Below are 24,092 nucleotides of genomic sequence, written 5' to 3' on the forward strand. Positions count from 1 at the left end.
ACATGAACGAGACAAGACATGTTGTCGCAATTGTCGACGACGATCCAAGACTGCTTGAATCGATGGGCGACCTTCTGGAATCGGCGGGTTATGTGGCCCGCGGCTTCCCGTCGGCGGGCTCGCTGCTCGTCAGCGGGCTGTCGGACCTCGACCTGCTCATCACTGATATCGGAATGCCCGGCATCGACGGCTTCGAGCTTCGTGACCTGGTCAGAAAATCACGTCCCGAGTTGCCGGTGTTCCTGATCACGGGTCGCCACGAGATAGCCGATCAGGGCCGTGCTCAGGGCACGGGCGGGTTTTTCCGCAAGCCCTTTGATGCCCAGGCCCTGCTGTCGGCCATCGCCAACGCTTTACACCAATCGAGAGATGGAGGGTAACATGAGAGTTGACCAGCCGTTGCAGCGGAGATCGGCGCCGTTATCATTGCAGGGCAGATGTGAAGAGTTAGAGCCGCTCGTCATTATCGTCGATGACGACGCATCGGTTCGCGAGGCGCTGTCGGAGTTGATCCTGTCGGCGGGTTTTCAGTCGATTAGTTTTGCCTCGACCCGAGAATTGCTTGATGCCGATATAATGGAAAACCCCGGCTGCCTGATCCTCGATGTGCGCATGCCTGGAGCAAGCGGCCTTCACCTGCAGAGCCATCTGGCCGAAAACGGCATTTCCAAGCCGATCATTTTTCTGACCGGCCACGGAGACATCCCGATGACCGTTCAGGCAATGAAGGCGGGTGCTGTGGATTTTCTCACCAAGCCGGTGCGGGACCAGACGCTGCTCGACGCCATCACCGCGGCCATTGCGATGGATGCCGAGCGACGGGCCGAAGCCGCAATCGCCAAACGCAATGTCAAACGCCTGGAGACGCTGACGCAGCGCGAGCGCGAAGTTCTGCACGAAGTGGCGCACGGACGCCTCAACAAGCAGATCGCCTTCGATCTCGGCATCAGCGAAGTGACGGTCAAGCTGCATCGCAGCAACGTCATGCACAAGATGGAGGCCGCCTCGATTGGCGAACTGATCCGGGCCTGGGAGACGCTGCCCGCGCAAATGCGGCAGACAGGCTCGCGTTAATTTTTTTGCCAGGCCCTTTCCAAAACGACGAGACCCGACCTCGCACATCAGCTGCCTGTCCATTTGATGCGCGCCGTATCCGATTCGCGTCGAAAAAGACGGCGCGGCGCCAGCAATGGGTTTCGCCTTGGCACCCATGCGTTATCTCTAAATTAAAGCTCAGGGATATGACCTCATGCCCGGCTTAGATTTCATAAAGGAGATCACGCCTGTACAATCGATCACCAGCCTCGCCCTCCCCTGAAGCCAACGCCTTCGACATCGAAGCAAACTTCTTGTCGGCCATGGGGAACGCCAAACGGCTTCACATTCTGCATCTGTTGACCGAGGGAGAAGTGTCCGTGACCGTCCTGGCTGATGAAGTGGGACTGAGCCAATCTTCGACTTCCCAGCATCTGGCAATTCTTCGAGAACAAGGACTCGTGCAGACGCGAAGGTCTGCCCAGACGATCTTTTATTCACTTCAATCCGGCACGGCCAGGACGATGCTCGATACGCTCGCCGACATCTTCGGATCGTGCCATCGCTCCCCGGTAGACAGCGCCCGAGCCGGGCACCTGACGAAATGACGAGCCCCGCTCTTGCCGCTCGTAATTGGTCTCCGATTCTGCTGAGGATGATCTTGCAGGCGTCAGGTCGGATGCATCGGTTTCTGATGGACGTTTGATGTACGCCTCCTAGACCACGGTGTGATTACGTCTCAATTGCGAATGGAGATAATCAACCACATCAGGAACGGAACGGTCAGCAGGAGGCGATGATGGACGTATATGAGGCAGTCACTAGCCGACGGTCGGTGCGCGGATTCAAAGACAAACCTGTGGCCAGGGAGATACTTGAGCGCGTGCTGTCCGCCGCGGCTTGGTCGCCGTCAGGATCGAACATCCAGCCGTGGAATACCTATGTGATGACCGGCGCGACGCTGGCCGAGCTCAAGACATCCGCCGTCGAGCGCGTGGCCCACGGCGACGCCTGGGATACGCGGCAGTACGAGATGTATCCGCCCGCGATGAAGTCCCCGTACGGGGAGCGCCGATCCGCCTTCGGCAAGGAGCGCTACAGCGCGCTCGGCATTGCGCGCGAGGACTGGGAGGCGCGCCAGCGGGCAGCAATCGCCAACTGGAACTGCTTTGGCGCGCCCGCCGCCCTGTTCTGCTACATCGACCGTGACCTGGGCCTACCCCAATGGGCCGACGTCGGCATGTATCTGCAGACCGTCATGCTGCTGCTGCGCGCCGAAGGACTGCACAGTTGCCCGCAGATGGCGTGGTCACAGGTTCGCGAGACGGTCGCGGAGGTCCTGTCACCCCCGGACGGGCTCATCCTCTTCTGCGGCATGTCGATCGGCTACGAGGACCCAGCGGCAAGTTCTGCCCATACGGGCCGCGCCCCGCTCGCCGAGACGGTCACTTTCGTCGGTGATTAGTGACGTGCGCTCGAAGGACAAGAGAGCCCTTTTATGATTCTTGCGCAAGACGTCCTTGTCATGCGTGATATTGGAGAACGCCATGACCACGCATAAAGTAGGCTATCTCATCGGCAGCCTCGCCAAGGGCTCGATCAATCGCAAGCTTGCCAAGGCGTTGGTGCGGTTCGCCCCGCCGGAACTTGAAATGTCGGAGATATCCTTCAAGGACCTGCCGCTCTACAGCTACGACTATGACGCCGACTATCCCCCGGCCGGCAAGGCATTCAAGGCGGCAATCGCGGCCGTCGACGCCGTGCTGTTCATCACGCCCGAATACAATCGATCCATACCTGGCGGGCTGAAAAACGCAATCGACTGGGCAAGCCGCCCCTACGGCACCAACTCGTTCACACGCAAGCCGTCAGCGGTTATCGGCACGTCACCTGGCGCGATAGGCACAGCCGTCGCCCAGCAGAATTTGCGCAGCGTGCTTAGTTTCTGCAACTCTCCCCAGATGAATGCCCCGGAAGCCTACATCCAGTTCACACCGGGGCTGATCACCGATGACGGCGAGGTCACGAACGACACCACCGCCGATTTCCTTCGCATTTTCATGCGGGACTTCCATGTCTTCATCGCAAGGGTTCGCTCGGTGCTGCCGAAAGACGCCTAGTGGGCACATAAAAGGAACTGGCCGCCCCATGCGGCAGCAGCCAGTTCCCGATTTTCGAGACGTCTCTAAGCGAAGGCGTAAGAACCGTCCGGCCGCTTCGGCACGCGCCGCTGCCAGTGGATATAGCCTTCCTCCTCCATCGCCTTCTCGTCCATCTCGACGCCCCAGCCGGGCCGATCCGGGCGCAGTTCGAGATAGCCGTCCTTCGGTAGATAGGGATCGACGACGTAACGGGTTTCGCCTTCCCGCTTCTCGATATCGTTGCCGCCATAGACGTAGGCCTGGCCCTTCGGCAGCCGGTATTCGAGGATACGAAAATTCTGCGCCGCAGCTGAAAAATGCACGTTGACCGCCGTTGCCAAGGGGCCCATCGGGTTGTGCGGCGCGACGCCGACAAAGAAGGCTTCGGCGAGCGTGGCAATGCGGCGCATTTCGCTGATGCCGCCGACGACGCAAATATCCGGCTGGATCAGATCGGCGCCCTTGACCTGCAGCAGCCGCAGGAACTCGTTCCTGTTGTAGAGCGACTCGCCGGTCGCCAACGTGCAGTTAAGGCCCTGCTTCAGATCGCCCCAGGCCTCGATGTTTTCTGGCCGTAGCGGCTCCTCGAAAAATAGCGGGTCGTAGGGGGCCAATGCATTGCCGAGCTGGCGAGCGGCGACCGGCTCGAAAATCTTCGCATGCGCGTCGAAGGCGATCTCGTATTCGTCGTTGACCGTTTCGCGAAGCGAGCGGAAATAATCCGCCGAGGCCTTCACGACATTGCCCCAGCGATTGGAGTGCATGTCGATCCGCCAGGGGCTGAGCTTGAAGGCGGTGAACCCCCATCCCTCCTTCAGGCGATCGAATTCGTCGCGGGCCGCCGGCGCATCGGGAGCGGTATAAACCCCGGCATAGACCTTGATGCGGTCGCGCACCTCGCCGCCGAGCAGCTTATAGACCGGGAGATTCGCCGCCTTGGCCGCAAGGTCCCACAGGCAATGATCGAGCGCGGAGATCGCGGCAAGGCCAAGCGCGCCCGGCGGGAACCGGCTCTGCTGGACCAGCAGATTGACCAGATACTCGACGCGAGTCGGATCCTGGCCGGACAAAAATCCGCAGAGATAATCGAGCAGCGGCGGAAGCGCCTTGTCCGGCCCGTGATTGTAGCATTCACCCCAGCCCGTAAGCCCGTCATCGGTATCGAGCGCGACGATCACGCGCGGACGGTCCTTGTCGCGGGTCATGAAAACCCGCATGCGGTCGATCTTCATCATTCTGTCCTTCTAGCGATTGAAATAATTGCGACGCGCCACGCGCGTCTGCACGTAGACGTGCTCGTTGTCGGTTCCGGGATTATAGACGCCCGCAGCTGCCGGCACCGAGACGTTGCCGGCACTGGGGAAACGCGCCACGAAGGCTTCGTCGATATCACAGCCAAGTCCTGGGCCATCGGGAACGGCGATCAAACCGTCGACCTGTTGCGGATGCGGCACGATCGTCCGGCGGCGGCCGTCCCAGTCATCGTCGAGGCGCTCGAGAATGAGAGCGTTCGGGATTGCCGCAAGCAGATGCAAGGCCGCATATTCCGCCACCGGCCCGAGCGAGCCGGAATGCGGCGCCATCTGAATATGATGGGCTTCGGCCATGGCGGCGATCTTCTTCATCTGGGTGATGCCGCCGGCCCGGCCGGTGTCCGGCTGGATCACGTCGACCAGTTCCTTCTCGATAAGCTCGCGCTCGCCGAAGATGGTCGCCGAGCGCTCGCCGGCCGCAAGCGGCACATAAGCTGCATCGCGGATACGCCGGTAGCCGTCGATATTCTCCGGCGCGATTGGATCTTCCACCCACATCAATTCATAGGGCTCGAGCGCCCGCACCAGCCGGCAGGCATCCGCAGGCGTCAGCCACGGCGGCCCATGCAGGTCGATGGCAATGTCCATGTCGTCGCCGACGGCATCGCGGAGCGCGGCGACCTTGCGAACGGGATCGGCGACCCCGCCGCACTTGATCGCCTTTATCCCGCGTTCCTTGAGCGCAAGTGCGCGCTCGGGCGTATTCGCATGCGAATAGATCGGTATCCGGTCGCGCACCTTGCCGCCGAGCAGCATCCAGACAGGCACGCCAAGCGCCTTGCCCTTGATGTCCCATAGGGCCATGTCGATGCCGGTCATCGCACCGCCTCCGACAGTTCCGAGCATACCATGGCCCATCATGGCGATATGCATCTTCTGCCACAGCCGTTCGATATGGGCCGGATCTTCGCCGATGAGGAGGGGTGCAAGATCATGGATCGCGGTCTCGACGACACGCGGCCAGCCCGAGCATTCACCGATGCCGGTGATACCCTCGTCGGTATCGACCTTCAAAAAGAGCCAGTTTCTGGTGCCGCCGAATTGCTTGGAGGCGCCGCCACCGGAACGCTGATCGGAAGCCCAGTTCGAGGGGTCTGGCTGGCCGACATGCATGAGAAAAGTCCGGATCCCGGTGATCTTCATCTCTGAGAACTTCCATTCCTGAGGTTGTCGGGCGCGACGTAGCGGAAACGCCTGGAATGATCGCGGTCACGCGGATCTGGACGGGGGATCGCTGATATCAGCGCCTGCGTGTAGGCGTGCTCGGGTGTACGGCAGACCTTCTCCGCCTCGCCGATTTCGACGAGTTGGCCTTTGTACATGACGCCGACACGGTCGCACATGTAGCGGATGACGCCGATATCATGGCTGATGAAGATATAGGCGAGGCCGAGTTCGTCCTGCAGGCGCATCAGGAGATCGAGCACCTGCGAGCGCACGGAGACATCGAGCGCCGAGGTTGCCTCATCCGCGACGATGACGCGCGGATTGAGCGTGATGGCCCGGGCAATGCCAATGCGCTGGCGCTGACCACCGGAGAATGCGTGCGGGTAGCGTTCGCGTGCTCTCGGATCGAGGCCAACTTGCTCCATCAGATGGCAAACCCGCTCTTCCAGCGCCCGCCCCTTGGCGACGCCGTTGACGAGCAGCGGCTCGCCGATGATCTGGGAGACGGTCATGCGTGGATTGAGGGAGCCGAAAGGATCCTGAAACACCATACGCAATTCGCGGCGCGCGGCGGCCAGTGTGGGACCTTTTGCCGTCGCCAGATCGATGATGTCGCCATCGGCGCGGCGATACAGGATTTCGCCGGCAGTCGGATCGAGCAGCCGCATGATCGAGCGGCCCATCGTCGTCTTGCCGGAGCCACTCTCGCCAACGATGCCGAGGGTCTCGCCCGGCAGCAGCGAAATGGAAACATCGTCCAGCGCCTTCACCTCTCCGAAATCCATCGAGACGTTGCGCAGTTCGAGGATCGGCGCTTGGGTTCTGTCGAGCGGCGCGCGCGCCAGGCGGATTTCCGCCTTCTGCTCCAGCTTCAGCACCGAGCCGATCAGCATGCGGGTATAGTCGTCTTGCGGCGCATGAAAGATCTGCTCGACCGGCGCATATTCCTTGGCGACGCCGTTATGCATCACCAGCACATCGTCGGCGATCTGGGCCACGACACCCATGTCATGCGTGATGAACAGAACGGCCATTCCATTGGCCTTTTGCAGGCGGGCGATCAGGTCGAGAATCTCGGCCTGCGTCGTCACGTCGAGAGCCGTGGTCGGCTCGTCGGCGATTAGGAGCTGAGGTTTACAGGCGAGTGCCATAGCAATCATCGCGCGCTGGCGCATCCCGCCGGAATATTGAAAGGCATACCGATCCAACGCCTTTTCCGGCGAGGGAATCTCGACCTGCTTGAGCAGCGATATGGCCTCAGTGCGCGCCTCTGCCTTGCTCATCCTGGTGTGGAGACGAAGCGCCTCGACGATCTGGTTGCCGACCGTGTGGATCGGCGACAGCGACGACATCGGCTCCTGGAAGATCATGGCGATGTCGCGGCCACGGATCGCCCGGATCTGACGCCCGCGCGGATTGAGGCTGGTCAGATCGGTCGAGCCGCCGTTTTGATCGTTCAAGATGATCGATCCGCCGGATATGCGGCCAGGCGCGTCGACGATCTGCAGGATCGAACGCGCTGTCACCGACTTGCCGGATCCGCTTTCGCCGACGACACAAAGCGTCTTGCCCGGTTCGATCGAGAAAGACAGGTCGCTGACGGCGCGAAAGATGCCGGTCCGCAGTGGAAATTCGACGGTCAGGTTTTTCACTTGGAGCAGCGGCCTGCCGGCGATGGGAACGATATCGGTCATGCCGGCCTCATTTGTTGTACGGATCGGCCGCATCGCGCAGCCCGTCGCCGAGAAGGTTAAGCGCCATCACGGCGACCACGACGGCGCAGCCCGGCATGAAGAGCCATGGCGCGGTGGCGATCGAGCGAATGTTCTGGGCCTCGCGCAAAAGCACGCCCCAGGAGATGGTCGGCGGCTGCAGCCCGAGCCCCAGAAAGGAGAGAGAGGTTTCGGCAAGGATCATCGCCGGCACCGCAAGCGTGATCGACGCAATGATGTGGCTGGCAAAGCTCGGCAGCATGTGGCGAAAGATGATGCGTCTTTCTCGAACGCCGTCGAGTCTCGCGGCGGCGACGAACTCCTCTGTTCGCAGCGACAGGAAGCGGCCGCGAACGACGCGGGCAAGCTGCGCCCAGCCGGTCAGCGACAGGATGATCGTGATCATCATATACTGCAGCGTCGCCGGCCAATCCTGTGGCAGGGCCGCGGCCATGGCGAGCCAGATCGGTATCGTCGGCAGCGACAGAACGAAATCGATCACGCGCTGCATAAAGAAATCGATGCGGCCGCCGTAATATCCCGAGATTCCGCCGAGCACGATACCGAGCATGAGCGAGAAGAAGACGCCGACGAGGCCGATCGACAACGAGATCTGCGAGCCTTGCACCGTTCGGCTGAAAACATCGCGCCCAAGCCTGTCGGCGCCGAAGAGAAGCAGCGGCGTCGTCTTGTCGGGCGAGGCGATCAGGTGGATGTTTGACTTGAACAGACCGAATACGGAATATTCATAGCCGCGCCCGAAAAATTGGACGTCGACACGCTTTGTCGTGTCTTCCTTGAAGATGGCGGCCAGTGTTTCCGGATCGCGGGTCAGCTTCATCGGATAATAATGCGGGCCGAAGGAAAAGCCATACTGCGTGTCGATCAGATGCAATCTCTGCGGTGGGTGAAAGGTCGCCCGCGCATTTTGCAGGTTCGGATCGTTGATGGCGAAGAAGCCGGGAACCAGGGCAACGATATACATCATCACGGTGACGACAAGCGCCACCATGGCCAGCCGGTGCCGGCGGAAAGCCCACCAGATCAACTGCCACTGCGATGCGACGGCGGCGCGATCCGGCTGAATATTTGTAACGGTGATGTCAGCCACGTTAGGCTCCTATTCCAACCGGATGCGGGGATCGACCAGCGCAAGCAGGATGTCGCTGATCAAAGAGCCTATCAGCGTCAGAGCGCAGATCAGCAGAACGAAGGCACCGGCCAGATACATGTCCTGGGCCATCAGCGCCTGCAGCAGCAAAGGTGCGGCCGTCGGCAGATTTAGGACGATGGCGACGACAACCGAGCCGGAAATGAGGTTGGGCAGCAGCCAGGCAATGGTCGAGATGAACGGATTGAGCGCGATCATCATTGGATATTTCATCAGCAGCCGGAACTCTGAGAGACCTTTTGCCCTTGCCGTCGTCACGTAAGGCTTCGGCAGTTCATCGAGCATGTTGGCGCGCATGACACGGATGAGGCTCGCGGTCGATGAAACGGCAAGAATGATGACCGGAAGCCAGAGATGCGAGAAGAGATCGATCATCTTGGCGAAGCTCCAGGACGCGTTCTCGTATTCGGGCGAAAACAGCCCGCCGACATCCTGTCCGAATTCGACCGCCGCGACATACATCAGCACCAGCGCCAGCAGGAAGGACGGAACGGCCAGGCCGAAAAAGGTGAAGGCGGTGAAGAAATAGTCCCCGATCGAATATTTGCGCACAGCGGAATAGACGCCGATCGGCAGGGCGATCGCCCAAGTGGCGATCAATGTCGACAGGGCCAGAACAAGCGTCAGCGCCATGCGCTCCCAGATAAGGTCGGAGACGGGCTGCTGCCATTCGAAAGAAATGCCGAAATCGCCGCGCGAGAGGATGCCCCATATCCATTTGACGTATTGGACGAGCATCGGATCGCCGAGGCCGAAGCGCTCGCGTAATTGTGCCGCCGTGTTCTGATCGACGATTTCGTTGGATGCCGCCAGTGTTGCGATATAGGTCGTGACATAGTCGCCCGGCGGCAGCTGGATCAGCACGAAAGCGAGAAAGCTGACGGCAAAAAGCGATGGAATCATCCATAGGAAGCGTTTGGCGATGAAGACCAGCATAGGGCGTCTCTTGCATTGAACGCCGCCCCGACTCCTTCGGCTGGACGGCCGAAAAGGCATTGGGGGACAGACTTGAAGGAAGACGCCGCGCCTGATGGCACGGCGCCGGAGATCCGAATCAGCTCGTGAAGGTGAATTGCTGTGGCAACGCAGGCCCCGGATTAGGCCAGGACCAGCTATCCGGCTGCTTCTCGGGAACGTTGCGCAGATTGTTGCGGATGATGCCGAACCCGCCGACCGCGAGGCAAAGCCCGACGGTCTCGAATTCCTCCGCGGCGATGTCGAAGATCTGCTTCATGACCGCACCGCGCTTGTCGAGATCGGCCGTCGAACGCGCTTCGTCAAAGAGCTTCATGCGCTTTTTCTGGCTTTCCGGCGGCTCTTCGCCGCGTGCACCGTTGGAGGTGTACCAAAGCGTCCACGGAATGGCGTAACGCGAACCCTGCGGATGGAAGGCGAAGAAATCGCGCGGATCGAGCATCGGATCGAGACCGCCGGGCCCCGGCCACACCTGCGCATCATGGGCATTGTCGTCGCCGCGGGTGTAATAAAGCGCCCGCTCGATGGTATTGACCTTCATGTCGATGCCGATCTGGGCCCAATGCGTCTTGACCAGTTCGAGCGCGTCGACCAGATCGGGATATAACGTCGGAATGACGTCGATCGAGAAGAACACCTTTTGGCCATCGGGCCGAAGGCGGAAGCCGTCGCCGCCCTTCTTGTAGCCGGCCTGATCGAGCATCGCGCCTGCCTTGTCGGCGTCAAATTCGGTGAACTGGCGCGCGTATTTCTCGTTATACCACGGATGGGTTGGACGCGGCCCCGCCTGGTAAGGCTCGCTCTGCCCGAAATAGACAATATCGATGAGCTCTGGGCGATTGATGCCGATCGACAAGGCCTGCCGAAACGACTTGTCCGCAAACATCTTGCGCATGGCAGGATCTTTGTGGGTGATATTGAAATAGATCTGGCATTGTTGCGAGGCCGAAGGCACCAGCGTCAGCAGTCGATAGTCGCCTTTTTCCATGTTCTTGGACAGCGTCGGCTTGTTGGCAAGCACGCTGATATGGCGCTCCTGGATGTCGATCTTTCCCGAAATGACGTTCAGCATCAGCGATTCGACGTCCTGCGAGATGCCGAAGTTGATCTCATCGATGTAGGGAAGCTGGTTGCCTTCGGTATCGACCTGCCAGAAATAGGGATTGCGGGTCATGACGACACGCGTCGCGCCGCCGGCATAAGGCTCTTTCACCACCCATGGATCGAGCGTCGGCTTGTCGACGTTGCCCCACCGCGACGGGATCTCGATGTCACCGCACCGGCTGCGGAACAGCTCCGTCCAGCTGGTGACGCCGGCCTTCTTCGCATCGGCCTCGATATTGGGATTATATTTCGGCAGGAACTGGCTGCAGTAATGCTTTGGAAAGAGCGTCGGATGCTGACCAAGCGGCGTGGCGAGGTTTTCCAGGTAAAGCGCGTTGGCCGCCGCAAAGGTGAACTTCACCGTATAGTCGTCGATTTTTTCGACGGTCACCGGCTTGCCGGCGACAGCAAGCTGCGCTGGTGTCGAGCTGTAGAGCTCGGTATTCTTGACGCAGTCTTCGATCGCAAAAACGACGTCATCGGCCGTAAAGGGATGACCGTCCGACCAGCGCACGCCTTCGATGAGATGGAAGGTGAATTGCGTCGCGTCGTCGCTGACTTCCCAGCGCTCGGCAAGGTTCGGCTCCACAGCGGTAAACTCGAGGTTCCAGCGCACCAGGCTCTGGTTGCCGACCATGCGCAGAATGCCGTTATGGTCGGATGAACCGCGAAGGCCGCGGCGCAGAGAGCCGCCATAGGTGCCGATTTTTTCGAACGGCTTGACGACCATCGGCTTCTTCGGCAGGCGCTCGGCGAGCGGCGGCAGTTTTCCATCTTTCACAAGCTGTGCAAGTGCGGGTGCTTCACCGCCTGCGGCGGCGGAGACGCGACCAGCGACGGATAGCGCGGCGACACCGGCCATGCCGCCAAGCACGGCGCGGCGGGTAACGCCACGCGACAGTATTTCATTAGGCATCGAGTTCCTCCGTTTTTATGCCGGCGCAGCTTTTTAGACCGGCGGATGCGGCGGGCTCCCGACCCGCCGCCTGCGCCCTCCTCGGCGCTACGACCGAACCATAGACACGTTCCCAAATGATTACAAGAGTTGACAGATAATTACAAATTTTGTAGCGATGCAACATCAGAACTTGAATTGCCTGCCCGGAATACAAGGCTACAGCGAACTAAATACGGCGATCTGTTAGAAGCTGTGAGCTGCCATGGAGATATGATGCCGGCGACAGCAAGAGCCCACAGCGTTCAGAGAAAAGGACGATCATGACATTCGCGGTCGACGCCGTTTCGAACAGAGCCGCAACGCGGTTCAGCGACATCATCTACGAGAAAATCGTGGGGATGATCGCCGACGGCAACTTTCCGGTGAACGAACGATTGCCGTCGGAGACGAAGCTCGCTGCTGATTTCGGCGCATCGAGACCGGTCGTGCGCGAAGCGCTCGAACGCTTGAGAGCCGATGGTCTGGTCGTTTCACGCAAGGGCTCCGGCTCCTATGTCAGGCAGAGGCCGGATTCGTCGATGCTGAAAATGGTGCCGGTCGGATCGCTCGCGGATGTTCAGCGGTTTTTCGAATTCCGCGCCGGTCTCGAAGCCGAGGCGGCGGAGCTTGCCGCGCGAAACTGGCAGCCGGACGACAGGGAACGGATAACCGCAGCGCTTCTTTCGATCGAGCAATGCCTGCGCAACGGAGAGCTCGGCGCCGAGGAGGACCAGGCTCTGCATGATGCAATCGCCATGGCGACCGGCAACCAGTTCCACATCACCGTTCGCGAATGGTTCAGGCCGCATTTCGCCATCGGCCATTCGGTTACGCGAAGCTTGAGCCTGAAACGGACCCTGGAGCAGATCCGTAGCGTCCAGGATGAGCACGCGGTGATCGTGGAGGCGATCTTCGCACGGCAGGAAACCGAAGCTCACGATGCAATGAAGAAACACATACTGAATGCCCGCGCCCGCATGTTCCAGGGCGTTTGAGCGAGAATGGGAGGAAGAACGATGAAACGGATCGCTGTGACGGGTGCTGCCGGACGTGTAGGAACCCTGCTGCGCCCGCTCCTCCGCGGGCATGTCGAGCACGTCAGCCTGATCGACCTGCAGGAACCGGCTGAGCTCGGCGGAAACGAGACGTTCGTAAGGGTCGACCTTGCAAAGCTCGACGAGGCAACGGCTGCGCTGAAAGATATCGACGGCATCGTTCATCTGGCGGGCATCGCAAGCGGCATCGACATGAACGCCATTCTGCACGCCAATGTGCTCGGAACCTACAATCTTTACGAAGCGGCACGGATCAACAAGATCCCCAGGGTCGTCTATGCGTCGAGCAACCATGCGACCGGCTTCTATCCGCGTGACGAAGTCATATCGCCGCTCGATCCCATGCGCCCCGACAGCCCTTATGGACTTTCCAAATGCTGGGGCGAACTGGTGGCGGGGCTTTACTACGACACGTCGGGCATTCGCTCCCTTTCCATCCGTATCGGCAATGCCGGCACCTACCCCAACAGCGAGCGATCGGTTGCGATCTGGATCAGCGCGCGAGATCTGGCGCAGCTGGTGCGGATCGGGCTGTCCCACCCGCTGATCGCCGCGACAGTCATCTACGGCGTTTCCGATACCGACGAGAAATGGTGGGATAACGATCTGGCAACGAGGCTCGGTTACCAACCACAGGACCGGCCGCGCGATCACGCCCGCATCGAACAGGGATCTGAAGGGCCGGTAGCGCTTGCGTTCCAGGGTGGCGGGTTCTGCGAGATCAATCACGACGGCACCATCCGCATGCGTGACGCCGAAGGTTTGGCCAAGAGCCTGGAGGCGGCCGAATGACGGCGCCTCGGATCATCCGCCCAGAAATCCGTTCCGTCATCCAGCAGCCGCTGACGGTCGGTGAATCGCCGGTATGGGACGATGAGACCGGCACGCTGTGGCTGGTCGATATCCTGGCGCCAGCGGTTGTCCGGCTTTCGGCGTCAGGACAGATCGATCGTTTCGACATGCCGGCGGCGATCGGCAGTCTCGGGCTGTGCCGAGACAACAGGATCGTCGTGGGCCTTCAGACGGGCGTCCATCTCTTCGATCCCGTCTCGGGAAAAATCGAATTTCTGTGCGACCCGGTCGGGCGGGATATCAATGGCCGCCTCAACGACGGCAAGGTCGGCCCCGACGGCCATTTCTGGGTCGGCTCGATCAGCGAAGCCAAGCCGCAGGTGAATGACGCAGCACTTTTCCGCGTCGGGGCCGATGGCAGCACGCGGACCGTCGCAACGGGGTTGACGAGTTCCAATGGTCTCGCCTGGTCGCCGGACGGCCGGCGGATGTATCACTCCGACAGCCGCCAATGTTTCCTGCAGGCATTCGACTTCTATCCTGAGACGGGCAGTCTCGGTAAAGGACGTCGCCTTCGCAGCTTCACAGAAGATGAGGGGCGGCCGGACGGGGCGACGACCGATCGCGACGGGCTTTACTGGAGCGCCGGCGTCTCCGCCGGCCGGGTCAACCGGATATCGCGCGAAGGCGAAATCGTCGAGATTTACATTCTGCCCGTCGCAGCACCGACAATGCCGTGTTTCGGCGGACCCGATCTCAGCACGCTCTTCGTCACCAGCCTGTCGACGGACCGCACCGGACGGTTCGAGGCGGGAACGGTCATCGCCTTCGACGTGGATGCAGAGGGGCTGCCGCCCTTCCGCTTCGGCAACCAATCATCTTGAAAGCGAACGGGGAAGAGAAATGAGCATCGCGATCATGCGCAAGGCGCTTACCGGCGTGTCGGGCGTTCCCGTCACGGCCTATGACGGTAAAGGCAACGTCGAACCTGCGATCACGGCCAAGGTCTATGCGCGAGTGGCGGCAGCAGGCATCCACAACATCGTTGCTGCCGGCAACACCGGCGAGTTTTACGCCCTGACGCCGCAAGAGATCCGGATCGTCCACGAAGCAGCGGTTTCAGGCGTCAATGGCCGGGCGCCGGTGACGGCGGCCATCGGCCGCTCGCTGCGCGAGGCGATCGGTATGGCGAGGGATGCGGCTGCGATCGGCGCCTCCGCCGTCATGTCGCATCAGCCCGTCGATCCTTTCGCAGCACCATCGGCCCAGATCGGCTATTTCTGCGATCTTGCGGATGCTTCCACCCTGCCGCTCATCGCCTATGTCAGAGCCGAGGGTTTCGGGGTCGACGATATCGTCCGTCTCGCCAACCACGGCAATATTGCCGGCATCAAGTTTGCAACGACCGATCTGATGCTGCTGTCCAGAGCCATCCCCGCAGCCGATCCGGCCGGGGCGCTGTTCGTCTGCGGCCTGGCGGAAAGCTGGGCGCCGACATTTACCGCGGCCGGCGCGCGCGGCTTCACCTCGGGTCTCGTCAACGTTGCACCGCAGCTTTCGCTTGCCGTCCATGCTGCGCTCGAACAAGGCGATTTCGCCGCGGCACGGGCGATCGTCAACCGGCTCGAACCATTCGAGCGGATGCGGACCAAATTCCGCAACGGTGCGAACGTCACGGTCGTCAAAGAAGCCGTCACCTATTCCGGCCTCGATGTCGGTCCCGTGCGCGTGCCGGGATTGCCGCTGCTCGACCAAAATGATCGCGAGGAACTTCATCGGTTGCTTCGAGGCTGGGAGGCCGACGGCACCATTCAAATAGATCCGGACCGGCAGCAATCTGCCAAGGCGGCCGGCTGAATTCGACTATTTCCGCAAAACAACAGGATTGGGAGGTCTAGAGATGCTGAAACAGCTACTGACAACGATCGCAATTACCGGTGCCCTAGTAACGACGCAGCCTGCCTTCGCCGCATCGCCGCCCAATATGCTGGTGATCGGCACCAATCTCACCGGTATCCGGACGCTCGATCCGGCCCAGAATAACGCGCGCACGGTTTCCGAACTGATTTCCAATCTTTACGACAATCTCGTGCAGCTGTCGCCTGAGGATCTCAAGACGCTGAAGCCGATGCTTGCGACGCAATGGAGCGTCTCGCCAGACGGCAAGATCATCACGCTCACCTTGCGCGACGACGCCGTTTTCCAGAGTGGCAACAAGGTGACCGCCGAGGATGCGGCCTGGTCGATCCAGCGCGTCATCAAGATGGGCCAGGTCGGCTCCACCGACGTCGCGCTCTGGGGCTTCACACCAGACAATGTCGAAAAGCTCGTTCGGGCCAAGGATGAACATACGCTCGAGATCGAACTGCCGCAGACCGTGAATACCGATCTGGTGCTCTATTCGCTGGCCGGCTCATCACTCGGCATCGTCGACAAGAAGACGGTGCTGTCGCATGAGGCCAACGCCGATTTCGGCGGCGCCTGGCTTTCCGCCAATTCCGCCGGCAGCGGGCCGTTCAGCCTGGCGCAATGGCGCCCGAACGACGTCGCTATCTTCAATGCGCAACCGAAATATTGGGGCGGCAAGCCGGCCATGGCCCGCGTCGTTGCCCGCCACATCCCGGAATCCGGCAATCTCCGGCTGCAGCTCGAAGCCGGCGACGTCGATGTCGGCCAGTATGTGGCAAGCGGCGATCTCGATGCGCTCGCCACCAAGAAGGATATGGTGATCGAGAACGTACCGGGTCTCGGCTTCTACTACATCGCCCTCAACCAGAAAGACCCGGACCTGCAAAAGCCGAAGGTCCGCGAGGCCTTCCAGCACGCCTTCGACTGGAAGGCGATCTCCGGCAACATCATGCGGTATACGGGCTTTCCCTGGCAGTCGATGATCCCGCGCGGCATGATCGGCGCTCCCGAGCAGGCCGACGTCCGCTATGATTACGATCCCGCCAAAGCCAAGCAGCTGCTGGCGGAGGCCGGATATCCCAACGGCTTGAGGAAGGTGCTCAATCCGTCGGGGGCCGCGACCCTGCCCTTCGCCGAAGCGCTGCAGGCAAGCGCCCGGGCCGCAGGGCTCGATCTCGATCTGGTGCCCGGCGAGTTCACGCCCGCCTTCCGCGAGCGCAAATTCGAAGTGCTGCTCGGCAATTCTGGCGCCCGCCTTCCCGATCCCTTTGCCGTCGCCACACAATATGCCTTCAACCCCGACAATAGCGACGAGGCACGCCTCGGCAGCTATTACCTCTGGCGCACGGGCATGAAGGTGGACGACCTCAATTCGCTCATCGATCAATCGATGAAGGAGCGCGATACGGTCAAGCGCACGGATATCTTCAAGAAGATGGACGGCATTTACTCCGGCATGGCCGCCCCGCTCGTCATCTTCTTCCAGCGAACCGACCCCTATGTCATGCGCGCCAACGTCAAAGGCTATCACGGGCATACGACCTGGTCGACGCGCTGGCATGACGTGACCAAGGAGTAGAGCGCGTGGCAAGCGCCGATCTGACATCGAGGCAGGAGAGCAGCCGTCATTCTCAGGCGGGCGGGTTTGCCGATGCAGCCCCGCACCCCTTGACCAGCCTGCTTCGACGCTTAGCGGGGCGTGTGGTGGCTGTTGTCACCACGCTGCTCGGCCTGCTTTTCCTGACCTTTTCGATGGGCCGCCTGCTTCCCGCCGACCCGGTACTGTCAATCACCGGGCCGGAGGTCAGCAAGGAGGTCTATGATCGGGTTTTCAATGAGCTGGGGCTTGGGCAGCCGATCTGGATGCAGTTCCTCTCCTATGTCGGCAAGATCGCCACAGGCGACCTCGGCACGTCGGCGACGACGGGCCAGCCGATCCTCACGGATCTCATGATGATTTTTCCCGCGACGATTGAGCTTGCCATCATCGCCATGATCATCGGCGCCATTATCGGCATTCCCTTGGGCGTCACGGCCGCCGTCAGACGCGGGACGATCATCGATCACATTGCCCGGATCATCGCCCTCGCCGGCCACTCAATCCCGATTTTCTGGACCGGGCTGATGGCGCTCTTCATCTTCTACGCCAAGCTCAAGCTGGTCGGCGCATCGGGCCGGGTCGATGTCTTCTACGAGGGCCTCGTCACGCCGATGACCGGCTTTCTTCTGATCGATGCGGCAATCCAGCAGCAATGGGAAGTGTTTCAGAATGCGGTCGGCCACATCATCCTGCCGGCGTCAATCCTCGGCTATTATTCCGTCGCCTATATCAGCCGCATGTCACGAAGCTTCATGCTGGAACAGCTCAGCCAGGAATACATCATCACCGCGCGGGCAAAGGGGCTCGGCACCCGCAAGGTCGTCTGGCGCCATGCCTTCAGGAACATTCGCGTGCAGCTCTTGACGATCCTGGCGCTGACCTTCGGCGGGCTGCTCGAGGGCGCGGTGCTGATCGAGACGGTCTTCGGCTGGCCCGGGCTCGGCCAATATCTCACCCGCGGGCTGCAGATGAACGACATGAATGTCGTGATGGGTTCGGTGCTGACGATCGGCGCCGTCTTCCTGACCATCAACATCCTGTCGGACTTCCTTTATCGCATTCTTGATCCGAGAACACGGTGACGCCATGACGATCTCCACCGAAGACGTAAACAGCGCCAATGCCGGCGGCTTCAGAAAATGGCTGCTGGCGCCGGAGCCTCAGGGCTGGTTTCAGTCGTCGACGCAGCAGATCCATCAGGGCTGGCTGAAGTTCAGCCTGCACCCGCTTGGCCTGGCAGGCCTCTTCATCGTCGTGCTGTTGATCGTGGTGGCGACGGCAGCCCCACTACTGACAAGCTACGATCCGATCGCGCAGGATATGGCCGGGCGGCTGGCGCCGCCCTCGGCAGCCCATCTTCTCGGCACCGACAATTTCGGCCGCGACGTCTTTGCGCGGGTGATCTACGGCGCCCGTACGACGCTCTACATCATCATGCTGGTGACGATCATCGTCGCACCACTCGGCCTGCTGATCGGCACCGTCTCGGGATATTTCGGCGGCATCGTCGATGAAATCCTCATGCGCATCACCGATATTTTCCTCTCCTTCCCCGGGCTGGTGCTGGCGCTGGGTTTTGCCGCAGCGCTCGGCCCTGGTATCACCAACGCGATCATCGCGATCTCGCTGACGGCTTGGCCGCCGATCGCCCGCCTGGCACGCGCCGAGACGCTCAGCCTTCGCAAGGCGGATTATATCGCCGCCGTGCGGCTGCAGGGCGCGACATCACTTGCGATCATCATCCGCCATATCCTACCGATGTGCATCCCCTCGGTGATCGTCCGCGTCACCCTCAACATGGCCGGCATCATCATCACTGCCGCCGGTCTCGGCTTTCTCGGCCTCGGTGCGCAGCCGCCCTGGCCGGAATGGGGCTCGATGGCCGCCAGCGGGCGCGAGTTCATGCTCGACAGCCCGTGGGTGATCGCCGCACCCGGCATCGCCATTGCGCTCGTCAGCCTCGCCTTCAACCTCGTCGGCGATGCGCTGCGCGATGTTCTTGATCCGAGAGGTTCGGAATGACAGAGCCCCTGATCGATATTCGTAACCTCGAAATCGCCTATGGCGGTGGGCACATGCGCGCGGTGCGGGGCGTCAGCTTTGCACTCGGACAGGAAAAACTCGGCATCGTCGGCGAATCCGGATCGGGAAAATCGACCGTCGGCCGCGCGATCATGAAGCTGCTGCCGCCGACCGCGATCGTCCGAGCCGAGCGGATGGCTTTTCGCGACGTCGACCTCATCAAGGCAGACGAGCGGACGATGATGACGATAAGGGGACGGCGGATCGGCCTGATCCTGCAGGACCCGAAATATTCGCTCAATCCGGTCATGCGGATCGGCGAACAGATCGCCGAAACCTACCGCTTCCATCATCCAAAGGTCAGCAAGGCAAAAACTTACGCCCAAGCGCTCGACATGCTCGAAGCCGTCCAGATCCGCGATCCCGAGCGCGTCGCCCGCCTCTATCCGCACGAAATATCGGGCGGTATGGGCCAGCGTGTTATGATTGCCATGATGCTGATTGCCGAGCCCGAAGTGCTGATCGCCGACGAGCCGACTTCGGCGCTCGACGTGACGGTCAGGCTTGAGATCCTGGCCCTGCTCGACGAACTCGTTGCACGCCGCAATCTCGGCCTGATCTTCATCAGTCACGACCTCAATCTCATCAGGAATTTCTGCGACCGCGTCCTCATCATGTATGCGGGCCGCGTCGTGGAAGTGCTCGAGGCGCGCGATCTCGACAAGGCCAGACATCCTTATACCCAAGGGTTGCTGGCATCCCTGCCGACGATCGACAATCCCCCTGCCCGGCTGCCGATCCTGAAGCGGGATCCCGCCTGGCTTGACGACCTCGCACTGGAGCCGCCGCGGTGATCAGAATTGACAATCTCACCATCCGTTTCGGACACGGCCAGCGGCCGGTTGTCAGAGATGTAAACCTCACCGTCGAGAGGGGAACGGCATTCGGCCTGGTCGGCGAATCCGGCTGCGGAAAATCAACGGTTCTTAGAGCTCTCTCCGGCCTCAACGCCAATTACGACGGCAACATCGAACTCCAGGGCGAGACGCTGGACCGGCAGCGCAGCCGGCCGTTCTATCGCCGCGTGCAGATGGTGTTTCAGGACCCCTACGGATCGCTCCATCCCCGCAAGACCATCCGCTCGCAGCTGAAAGAACCGCTGCGCAACCAGGGGCTGGAGACGAATTCCGTCGACGTCAACGCGGTGCTGAGATCGGTCGGCCTCGATCCGGCGCTGAGCTACCGATTTCCGCATCAGCTCTCCGGCGGGCAGCGCCAGCGCGTGGCGATCGCCCGTGCCCTGATGCTGAACCCGGACGTCCTGCTTCTCGACGAACCGACATCGGCGCTCGATGTGTCGGTTCAGGCCGAAATCCTCAACCTGCTGCAGGATCTGCGCGCCGAGCGCGGCCTTACCTATCTGCTCGTCAGCCACGATCTCGCCGTCGTCTCCCACATGTGCAGCCGCGTCGCCATCATGGAAGCGGGCGAGATCGTCGAACAGGTCGAGATCGAGGCGTTGCGAAGAGGCGCGGTCGAACATCCCTATTCGCAACGCCTGCTGCGCGCGAGCCGGATGTACGGAAGGGCATAGCTAGCGACAGCTGTGGATTTTCGCCGTTGAGATCAGGTTACGGCAGCGGCCTTGCCGGTGGCGTAAGCGGGAAGGTCAGACGGAAGCATGCGCCGGGACCGGGCCGGACTTCGGCGCGTCCCCCATGCAGGCGCATAATCTTCTGGACGAGATCGAGGCCAAGGCCCACCCCACGACCATCGTGCCGCAGGCGATGGAAGGCCTCGAAAATCTGTTCTCGCTCCGCCTCTGGAACTCCCTTCCCCTCGTCACAGACCTCCAGCCATCCGGCTGCGGAGACACGGACGCTGATCGTTCCCTGTCTTCCGCCGTAGTTAATGGCGTTTTGGACAAGGTTTGTCAGTGCGCGCTCGATGGATGTCTCGTCGCCGGACACCAGTATTTTGTCACCCTCCGGTTCGAAGCGCATTTCGTATCCGGCACCGAAGGCCAGCGGCGCAAGGTCGATGACGACGCGCTCGGCAAGGTCCACCAGGTCGACAGCTGTAAACGTGACCATCTGCTGTTCCAGACGCTGCAAGTCGAGAAGCTGGCCCGTCAGCGCGGTCAGCCTGGCGGCATCCTCCAGGAGGCGGACCTTCAACGGCCCGGGCGGAAGCCCCGAAAGGCGCGTCGTCAGGATAGCGATCGGCGTGCGGAGCTCGTGGGCCGCATCGGTCAAAAATCTCCTGTGGCCCGTATATCCCTTGTCGAGCCTGGTAAGCGCTTCGTTGACGGCATTGACGAAGGGTAGAATCTCAAGCGGCACGCCGCTGGCGGACAATCTCGTGCCGCTCCGATGGATATCGATCTTCTTCGTCTCTTCGGCCGCGTGGTCGAGGCCTTTCAGTGCGCGGCGAACGACGAACGGCGTCACGAGGAACGTTGCAACTGCGGTGATTGCGATCAATATCGCCATCACCGTCAGGAGACCTTGGCTCGACTCGAGTATCTGGGCAATGGTGACATGTCCCTGCGCGCCCGACATGATCTTGACCCGCCCGGCAGGCGTTTCCTCCCAGTGGACTATCGCGAACGGCAATGCGTCCTTCTCGAAATTTTGGATCAGATCGGCATATGTGATAACATCCAACGCCGATACCGCAGACATGACCTCCAATGGGACGCGGCCTTCCGTCAGTTGCTGTCCGTTCGCATCTCGAACCAGAAACCAGAGATTGGGGATCTGCGATCTGAGTTGGACCAGTTCCTGCGTTGGGGAGATGAACAGCTTTCCGTCGGGGCCGCGTTGAATCGCGTTGCGCACCACTTCGGGTGTCGTCCTGTCATTGACCCCGTGATTGATGTATCCGAAGTACCAGAGAAACCCGATAGTGGCGAACATGCCCACGAAGATCACCACCAGCATCACGATCTGCGCGGTTGTGATATGCATGACCAATCGCCACCGCAGAGATCGGGGCTCGACGAGGCTCATGGTTCCTCCCTCAACAGATAACCCACTCCCCTGACACCGTTGACGATGACACCGCTGTCCGCATCCGCAAGTTTTCTGCGAAGGCGCGAAACCTGGGTGTCGAGTGCGTTCGGCTGCACCTCGTCATCGATTGCGAAGACGGCTTCCATCAACGACGAACGCGGCACCATACGGCCGAGGCGTCGCAACAGCGCTTCAAGGACGAGCAATTCTCGGCGTGTCAGCTCAATCGCGTTGTCGCCGACCCTGGCCTCGTGATTGAAGTGGTCATAAGAGAGCCGGCCGATCGTCACGATGTCGCGCTGCATCGTAGCTGGTCGGCGCATGAGGGCTCGAAGCCGCGCCACAAGCTCCTCGAATGCGAAGGGCTTGGTCAGATAGTCGTCCGCGCCTTGTTCGAGGCCCTCGACACGGTCGGTCAGCTCCCCCCGGGCGGTCAGGACAAGTACTGGCACAAGGTTTCCTTTGGCGCGCAGCTTCGGAATCAGAGACAGTCCTTCGCCATCAGTGAGTTGCCGATCGAGAATAAGCACGTCATGCAGGCCGGGCGCAGTGATCAGCTCAGCGTCAGCAAGACTGGTCGCATGATCGAGAACCATGCCGCTACCTGCAAGCGCGTCACGCAGCGCAGATGCCATCTCAGGCTCATCTTCAACCAACAATACTCTCAAGACGAACCTACCTCGTTGGAACGGCTTATCTTCTTACGGGCGCTCCATGTCGGCAACCTTGCACGAGAAACATAAGCCCGGTTTTTCCGAAATTCTGGCCAATCCGGGCTGCGACAGACTGCCGACATGTAAAACTGACATTAGCTGTGTATGAGGCACAAACGCTTTCCGCATTCAGTCTGGTGCCGTGACCCGGATCAACAATGATGTACACCCTAAAAATACTCATGCTCTTGCCATTGCTTTACGAAACGAACGGAGCGCGGCATGGGCATCACTGATATTTTTCTGTTCCTTGGCGAATGGTTTCGCAATCCGCGCAGCGTGGCGGCCATTGCACCGTCCGGCCGCGCCTTGGCTTCATTGATGACAAGGGACATTACGGCGCGGACGGGTAAGGTTCTGGAACTTGGACCAGGAACGGGAGCATTCACGCAGGCCCTGATCGAACGCGGAGTCCGGGAAGAAAACCTCACTCTGATCGAGTGCAGTCCGGACTTCGCAAGGCTTCTGGAAGCGCGGTTTCCCCGGGCCCGGTTGTTGGAAATGAATGCGGAGCAACTGAACCGGCTGACATTGTCCGATATTCCGGTGGGCGCGATCGTTTGCGGCCTGGGACTGCTAAACATGTCGCATCAAAGGGTCGCCAGTATCATGAAAGGCGCCTTCTCCTGTTTAAAGTCCGGCGGCGAGTTCTTCCTGTTCACCTATGGGGCTGCCTGTCCGGTGCACAAGTCCATACTTGCGGAACTCGGTCTTGAGGCCAAACGCCTGGGACGAGCTTATCTCAACCTTCCACCCGCAGCGGTCTATCGCATTACGCGGCGTGTTGAGGAGACGATGGCATGAGCTCATCGGAGCTGTTGCCCCTAGTCGTTCAATTTGGCGTCTTGGGCATGTTCGCCGCGGCGGTGTTCGAAAAGACCATACCCATCGTACCCTCCTATCTCATGCTGCTGATCTTCGGCTCCGCCACGTCGACGATCATGGAGCTGGCTGCCGTCATTGTCGTGACGTCCAGCGGTTCGTTGATTGGGACAGCATGTGTCTACACGTTCGGTCGCTCCTTTGGAGAAGAGCGTGTCACTCGGGCGGTCGACAAATACGGGAGGTTCGTCTTTCTGCCCCTCGAACGTTATCGGCATCTTGCCAATGCCTATCGCCGAAATCACTTCGCTGTCTCACTCTGCGGCCAGATAATCCCTGTAGCGAGGCTTTACCTGTCGTTGCCGGCCGGCGTGCTTAAGCTGCGGGCCGATCGTTTTCTCGTCGCCTCGGCGATCGGGATCACGACCTATAACACGTTTTTCCTGACCACCGGATTCGTGTTGCGCGGAGCCGCCCATGACCCGGTCAAAACAGGCGTTCTCTTGTCCTTGGCGCTTGTGGCCGTTGAAATCGTAGTTGCAGGCAGCATGCGATGGCTCATGCGGCGGCAGAGGACGGCGCGAACATAAGCCTCAGGCCGAGCAAGGGCT

General features: G+C 60.8%; 24 protein-coding genes. 16 read left to right on the top strand and 8 right to left on the bottom strand.

Annotated elements, in window-relative coordinates; all coding sequences use genetic code 11:
• The first annotated feature begins 2 nt into the window (after positions 1-2).
• The 5 genes from HJB89_RS06485 (at position 3) to HJB89_RS06505 (ending at position 3,155) form a co-directional block, all read left to right on the top strand.
• Complete coding sequence (locus HJB89_RS06485; RefSeq protein WP_221115051.1) at positions 3-380, top strand: response regulator transcription factor; 378 nt, start codon at positions 3-5, stop codon at positions 378-380.
• A 1-nt stretch (position 381) separates the two neighbouring features.
• Positions 382-1,074, top strand: coding sequence for a response regulator transcription factor (locus HJB89_RS06490; RefSeq protein ID WP_221132579.1), 693 nt, complete (start codon positions 382-384; stop codon positions 1,072-1,074).
• A 209-nt stretch (positions 1,075-1,283) separates the two neighbouring features.
• Positions 1,284-1,643, top strand: a complete 360-nt coding sequence (locus HJB89_RS06495) for a helix-turn-helix transcriptional regulator (RefSeq protein WP_221115171.1) — start codon at positions 1,284-1,286, stop codon at positions 1,641-1,643.
• A 191-nt stretch (positions 1,644-1,834) separates the two neighbouring features.
• On the top strand, positions 1,835-2,500 hold the full coding sequence (locus tag HJB89_RS06500; protein WP_221115053.1) for a nitroreductase: 666 nt from the start codon (positions 1,835-1,837) through the stop codon (positions 2,498-2,500).
• Between the two features lie 82 nt (positions 2,501-2,582).
• Positions 2,583-3,155, top strand: coding sequence for an NADPH-dependent FMN reductase (locus HJB89_RS06505; protein WP_221115054.1), 573 nt, complete (start codon positions 2,583-2,585; stop codon positions 3,153-3,155).
• Between the two features lie 65 nt (positions 3,156-3,220).
• On the opposite strand, the gene HJB89_RS06510 is transcribed toward HJB89_RS06505, so the two are convergent.
• From HJB89_RS06510 to HJB89_RS06535, 6 genes are all read right to left on the bottom strand, one after another.
• On the bottom strand, positions 3,221-4,408 hold the full coding sequence (locus HJB89_RS06510) for a mandelate racemase/muconate lactonizing enzyme family protein (RefSeq protein ID WP_207585201.1): 1,188 nt from the start codon (positions 4,406-4,408) through the stop codon (positions 3,221-3,223).
• Between the two features lie 12 nt (positions 4,409-4,420).
• Positions 4,421-5,632 carry a mandelate racemase/muconate lactonizing enzyme family protein gene (locus tag HJB89_RS06515; protein ID WP_221115055.1) on the bottom strand — a complete coding sequence of 404 codons (1,212 nt, stop codon included), beginning with the start codon at positions 5,630-5,632 and terminating at the stop codon, positions 4,421-4,423.
• The gene (locus HJB89_RS06520) at positions 5,629-7,350 is read right to left on the bottom strand and encodes an ABC transporter ATP-binding protein (protein WP_221115056.1); all 1,722 of its coding nucleotides are present in this window, start codon (positions 7,348-7,350) and stop codon (positions 5,629-5,631) included. Before HJB89_RS06520 ends, HJB89_RS06515 begins: the two co-directional genes overlap by 4 nt.
• Before the next feature lie 7 nt (positions 7,351-7,357).
• Complete coding sequence (locus tag HJB89_RS06525; protein WP_221149306.1) at positions 7,358-8,479, bottom strand: ABC transporter permease; 1,122 nt, start codon at positions 8,477-8,479, stop codon at positions 7,358-7,360.
• 9 nt (positions 8,480-8,488) lie between these two features.
• Positions 8,489-9,475 carry an ABC transporter permease gene (locus HJB89_RS06530; protein ID WP_221149307.1) on the bottom strand — a complete coding sequence of 329 codons (987 nt, stop codon included), beginning with the start codon at positions 9,473-9,475 and terminating at the stop codon, positions 8,489-8,491.
• Positions 9,476-9,593: 118 nt separating this feature from the next.
• Positions 9,594-11,534 carry an ABC transporter substrate-binding protein gene (locus tag HJB89_RS06535; RefSeq protein WP_207584763.1) on the bottom strand — a complete coding sequence of 647 codons (1,941 nt, stop codon included), beginning with the start codon at positions 11,532-11,534 and terminating at the stop codon, positions 9,594-9,596.
• 302 nt (positions 11,535-11,836) lie between these two features.
• On the opposite strand from HJB89_RS06535, the gene HJB89_RS06540 reads away from it, so the two are divergent.
• The 9 genes from HJB89_RS06540 to HJB89_RS06580 are packed head-to-tail and all read left to right on the top strand — an operon-like array spanning position 11,837 to position 20,526.
• Positions 11,837-12,550, top strand: coding sequence for a FadR/GntR family transcriptional regulator (locus HJB89_RS06540; protein WP_207584762.1), 714 nt, complete (start codon positions 11,837-11,839; stop codon positions 12,548-12,550).
• Positions 12,551-12,571: 21 nt separating this feature from the next.
• Complete coding sequence (locus HJB89_RS06545) at positions 12,572-13,402, top strand: NAD(P)-dependent oxidoreductase (protein WP_207584761.1); 831 nt, start codon at positions 12,572-12,574, stop codon at positions 13,400-13,402.
• Complete coding sequence (locus HJB89_RS06550) at positions 13,399-14,286, top strand: SMP-30/gluconolactonase/LRE family protein (protein ID WP_207584760.1); 888 nt, start codon at positions 13,399-13,401, stop codon at positions 14,284-14,286. The genes HJB89_RS06545 and HJB89_RS06550 overlap by 4 nt, the downstream gene beginning before the upstream one ends.
• Positions 14,287-14,305: 19 nt before the next feature.
• Positions 14,306-15,259 (top strand): dihydrodipicolinate synthase family protein, encoded by a 954-nt coding sequence (locus HJB89_RS06555; RefSeq protein WP_221115057.1) that lies wholly within the window; start codon positions 14,306-14,308, stop codon positions 15,257-15,259.
• Positions 15,260-15,302: 43 nt separating this feature from the next.
• Complete coding sequence (locus HJB89_RS06560) at positions 15,303-16,889, top strand: ABC transporter substrate-binding protein (protein WP_207584758.1); 1,587 nt, start codon at positions 15,303-15,305, stop codon at positions 16,887-16,889.
• A 5-nt stretch (positions 16,890-16,894) separates the two neighbouring features.
• A complete protein-coding gene (locus tag HJB89_RS06565; RefSeq protein WP_221149308.1) occupies positions 16,895-17,992 on the top strand; it encodes an ABC transporter permease in 1,098 nt (365 codons plus the stop codon).
• A 4-nt stretch (positions 17,993-17,996) separates the two neighbouring features.
• A complete protein-coding gene (locus tag HJB89_RS06570) occupies positions 17,997-18,932 on the top strand; it encodes an ABC transporter permease (RefSeq protein WP_207584756.1) in 936 nt (311 codons plus the stop codon).
• Positions 18,929-19,786 carry an ABC transporter ATP-binding protein gene (locus HJB89_RS06575; RefSeq protein ID WP_207584755.1) on the top strand — a complete coding sequence of 286 codons (858 nt, stop codon included), beginning with the start codon at positions 18,929-18,931 and terminating at the stop codon, positions 19,784-19,786. The genes HJB89_RS06570 and HJB89_RS06575 overlap by 4 nt, the downstream gene beginning before the upstream one ends.
• Positions 19,783-20,526: an ABC transporter ATP-binding protein gene (locus HJB89_RS06580; RefSeq protein WP_207584754.1), complete on the top strand. Its 744-nt coding sequence runs from the start codon at positions 19,783-19,785 to the stop codon at positions 20,524-20,526. The genes HJB89_RS06575 and HJB89_RS06580 overlap by 4 nt, the downstream gene beginning before the upstream one ends.
• Positions 20,527-20,563: 37 nt before the next feature.
• On the opposite strand, the gene HJB89_RS06585 is transcribed toward HJB89_RS06580, so the two are convergent.
• Together HJB89_RS06585 and HJB89_RS06590 are read right to left on the bottom strand one after the other, a co-directional pair.
• A complete protein-coding gene (locus HJB89_RS06585) occupies positions 20,564-21,901 on the bottom strand; it encodes a sensor histidine kinase KdpD (RefSeq protein ID WP_259671975.1) in 1,338 nt (445 codons plus the stop codon).
• A gap of 38 nt (positions 21,902-21,939) precedes the next feature.
• Positions 21,940-22,614 (bottom strand): response regulator transcription factor, encoded by a 675-nt coding sequence (locus tag HJB89_RS06590; protein WP_207584752.1) that lies wholly within the window; start codon positions 22,612-22,614, stop codon positions 21,940-21,942.
• A 267-nt stretch (positions 22,615-22,881) separates the two neighbouring features.
• Between HJB89_RS06590 and HJB89_RS06595 the strand changes: the two genes are divergently transcribed.
• Both HJB89_RS06595 and HJB89_RS06600 read left to right on the top strand, forming a co-directional pair.
• Entirely contained in the window at positions 22,882-23,463 is a 582-nt protein-coding gene (locus HJB89_RS06595; RefSeq protein ID WP_207584751.1) for a class I SAM-dependent methyltransferase, read from the top strand.
• Positions 23,460-24,071, top strand: coding sequence for a DedA family protein (locus tag HJB89_RS06600; protein ID WP_207584750.1), 612 nt, complete (start codon positions 23,460-23,462; stop codon positions 24,069-24,071). Before HJB89_RS06595 ends, HJB89_RS06600 begins: the two co-directional genes overlap by 4 nt.
• The last annotated feature ends 21 nt before the right edge of the window (positions 24,072-24,092 follow it).

This window comes from Rhizobium sp. NZLR8 (assembly GCF_019685025.1).
In the GTDB taxonomy this organism is placed as follows: Bacteria; Pseudomonadota; Alphaproteobacteria; order Rhizobiales; family Rhizobiaceae; genus Rhizobium.

Bases quoted from the DNA above. Each gene is read 5' to 3' on its own strand.
- HJB89_RS06485 (WP_221115051.1), top strand. From the start codon at position 3: ATGAACGAGACAAGACATGTTGTCGCAATTGTCGACGACGATCCAAGA.
- HJB89_RS06490 (WP_221132579.1), top strand. From the start codon at position 382: ATGAGAGTTGACCAGCCGTTGCAGCGGAGATCGGCGCCGTTATCATTG.
- HJB89_RS06500 (WP_221115053.1), top strand. From the start codon at position 1,835: ATGGACGTATATGAGGCAGTCACTAGCCGACGGTCGGTGCGCGGATTC.
- HJB89_RS06505 (WP_221115054.1), top strand. From the start codon at position 2,583: ATGACCACGCATAAAGTAGGCTATCTCATCGGCAGCCTCGCCAAGGGC.
- HJB89_RS06510 (WP_207585201.1), bottom strand. From the start codon at position 4,408: ATGAAGATCGACCGCATGCGGGTTTTCATGACCCGCGACAAGGACCGT.
- HJB89_RS06515 (WP_221115055.1), bottom strand. From the start codon at position 5,632: ATGAAGATCACCGGGATCCGGACTTTTCTCATGCATGTCGGCCAGCCA.
- HJB89_RS06520 (WP_221115056.1), bottom strand. From the start codon at position 7,350: ATGACCGATATCGTTCCCATCGCCGGCAGGCCGCTGCTCCAAGTGAAA.
- HJB89_RS06530 (WP_221149307.1), bottom strand. From the start codon at position 9,475: ATGCTGGTCTTCATCGCCAAACGCTTCCTATGGATGATTCCATCGCTT.
- HJB89_RS06535 (WP_207584763.1), bottom strand. From the start codon at position 11,534: ATGCCTAATGAAATACTGTCGCGTGGCGTTACCCGCCGCGCCGTGCTT.
- HJB89_RS06540 (WP_207584762.1), top strand. From the start codon at position 11,837: ATGACATTCGCGGTCGACGCCGTTTCGAACAGAGCCGCAACGCGGTTC.
- HJB89_RS06545 (WP_207584761.1), top strand. From the start codon at position 12,572: ATGAAACGGATCGCTGTGACGGGTGCTGCCGGACGTGTAGGAACCCTG.
- HJB89_RS06550 (WP_207584760.1), top strand. From the start codon at position 13,399: ATGACGGCGCCTCGGATCATCCGCCCAGAAATCCGTTCCGTCATCCAG.
- HJB89_RS06555 (WP_221115057.1), top strand. From the start codon at position 14,306: ATGAGCATCGCGATCATGCGCAAGGCGCTTACCGGCGTGTCGGGCGTT.
- HJB89_RS06560 (WP_207584758.1), top strand. From the start codon at position 15,303: ATGCTGAAACAGCTACTGACAACGATCGCAATTACCGGTGCCCTAGTA.
- HJB89_RS06570 (WP_207584756.1), top strand. From the start codon at position 17,997: ATGACGATCTCCACCGAAGACGTAAACAGCGCCAATGCCGGCGGCTTC.
- HJB89_RS06575 (WP_207584755.1), top strand. From the start codon at position 18,929: ATGACAGAGCCCCTGATCGATATTCGTAACCTCGAAATCGCCTATGGC.
- HJB89_RS06585 (WP_259671975.1), bottom strand. From the start codon at position 21,901: ATGCATATCACAACCGCGCAGATCGTGATGCTGGTGGTGATCTTCGTG.
- HJB89_RS06595 (WP_207584751.1), top strand. From the start codon at position 22,882: ATGGGCATCACTGATATTTTTCTGTTCCTTGGCGAATGGTTTCGCAAT.
- HJB89_RS06600 (WP_207584750.1), top strand. From the start codon at position 23,460: ATGAGCTCATCGGAGCTGTTGCCCCTAGTCGTTCAATTTGGCGTCTTG.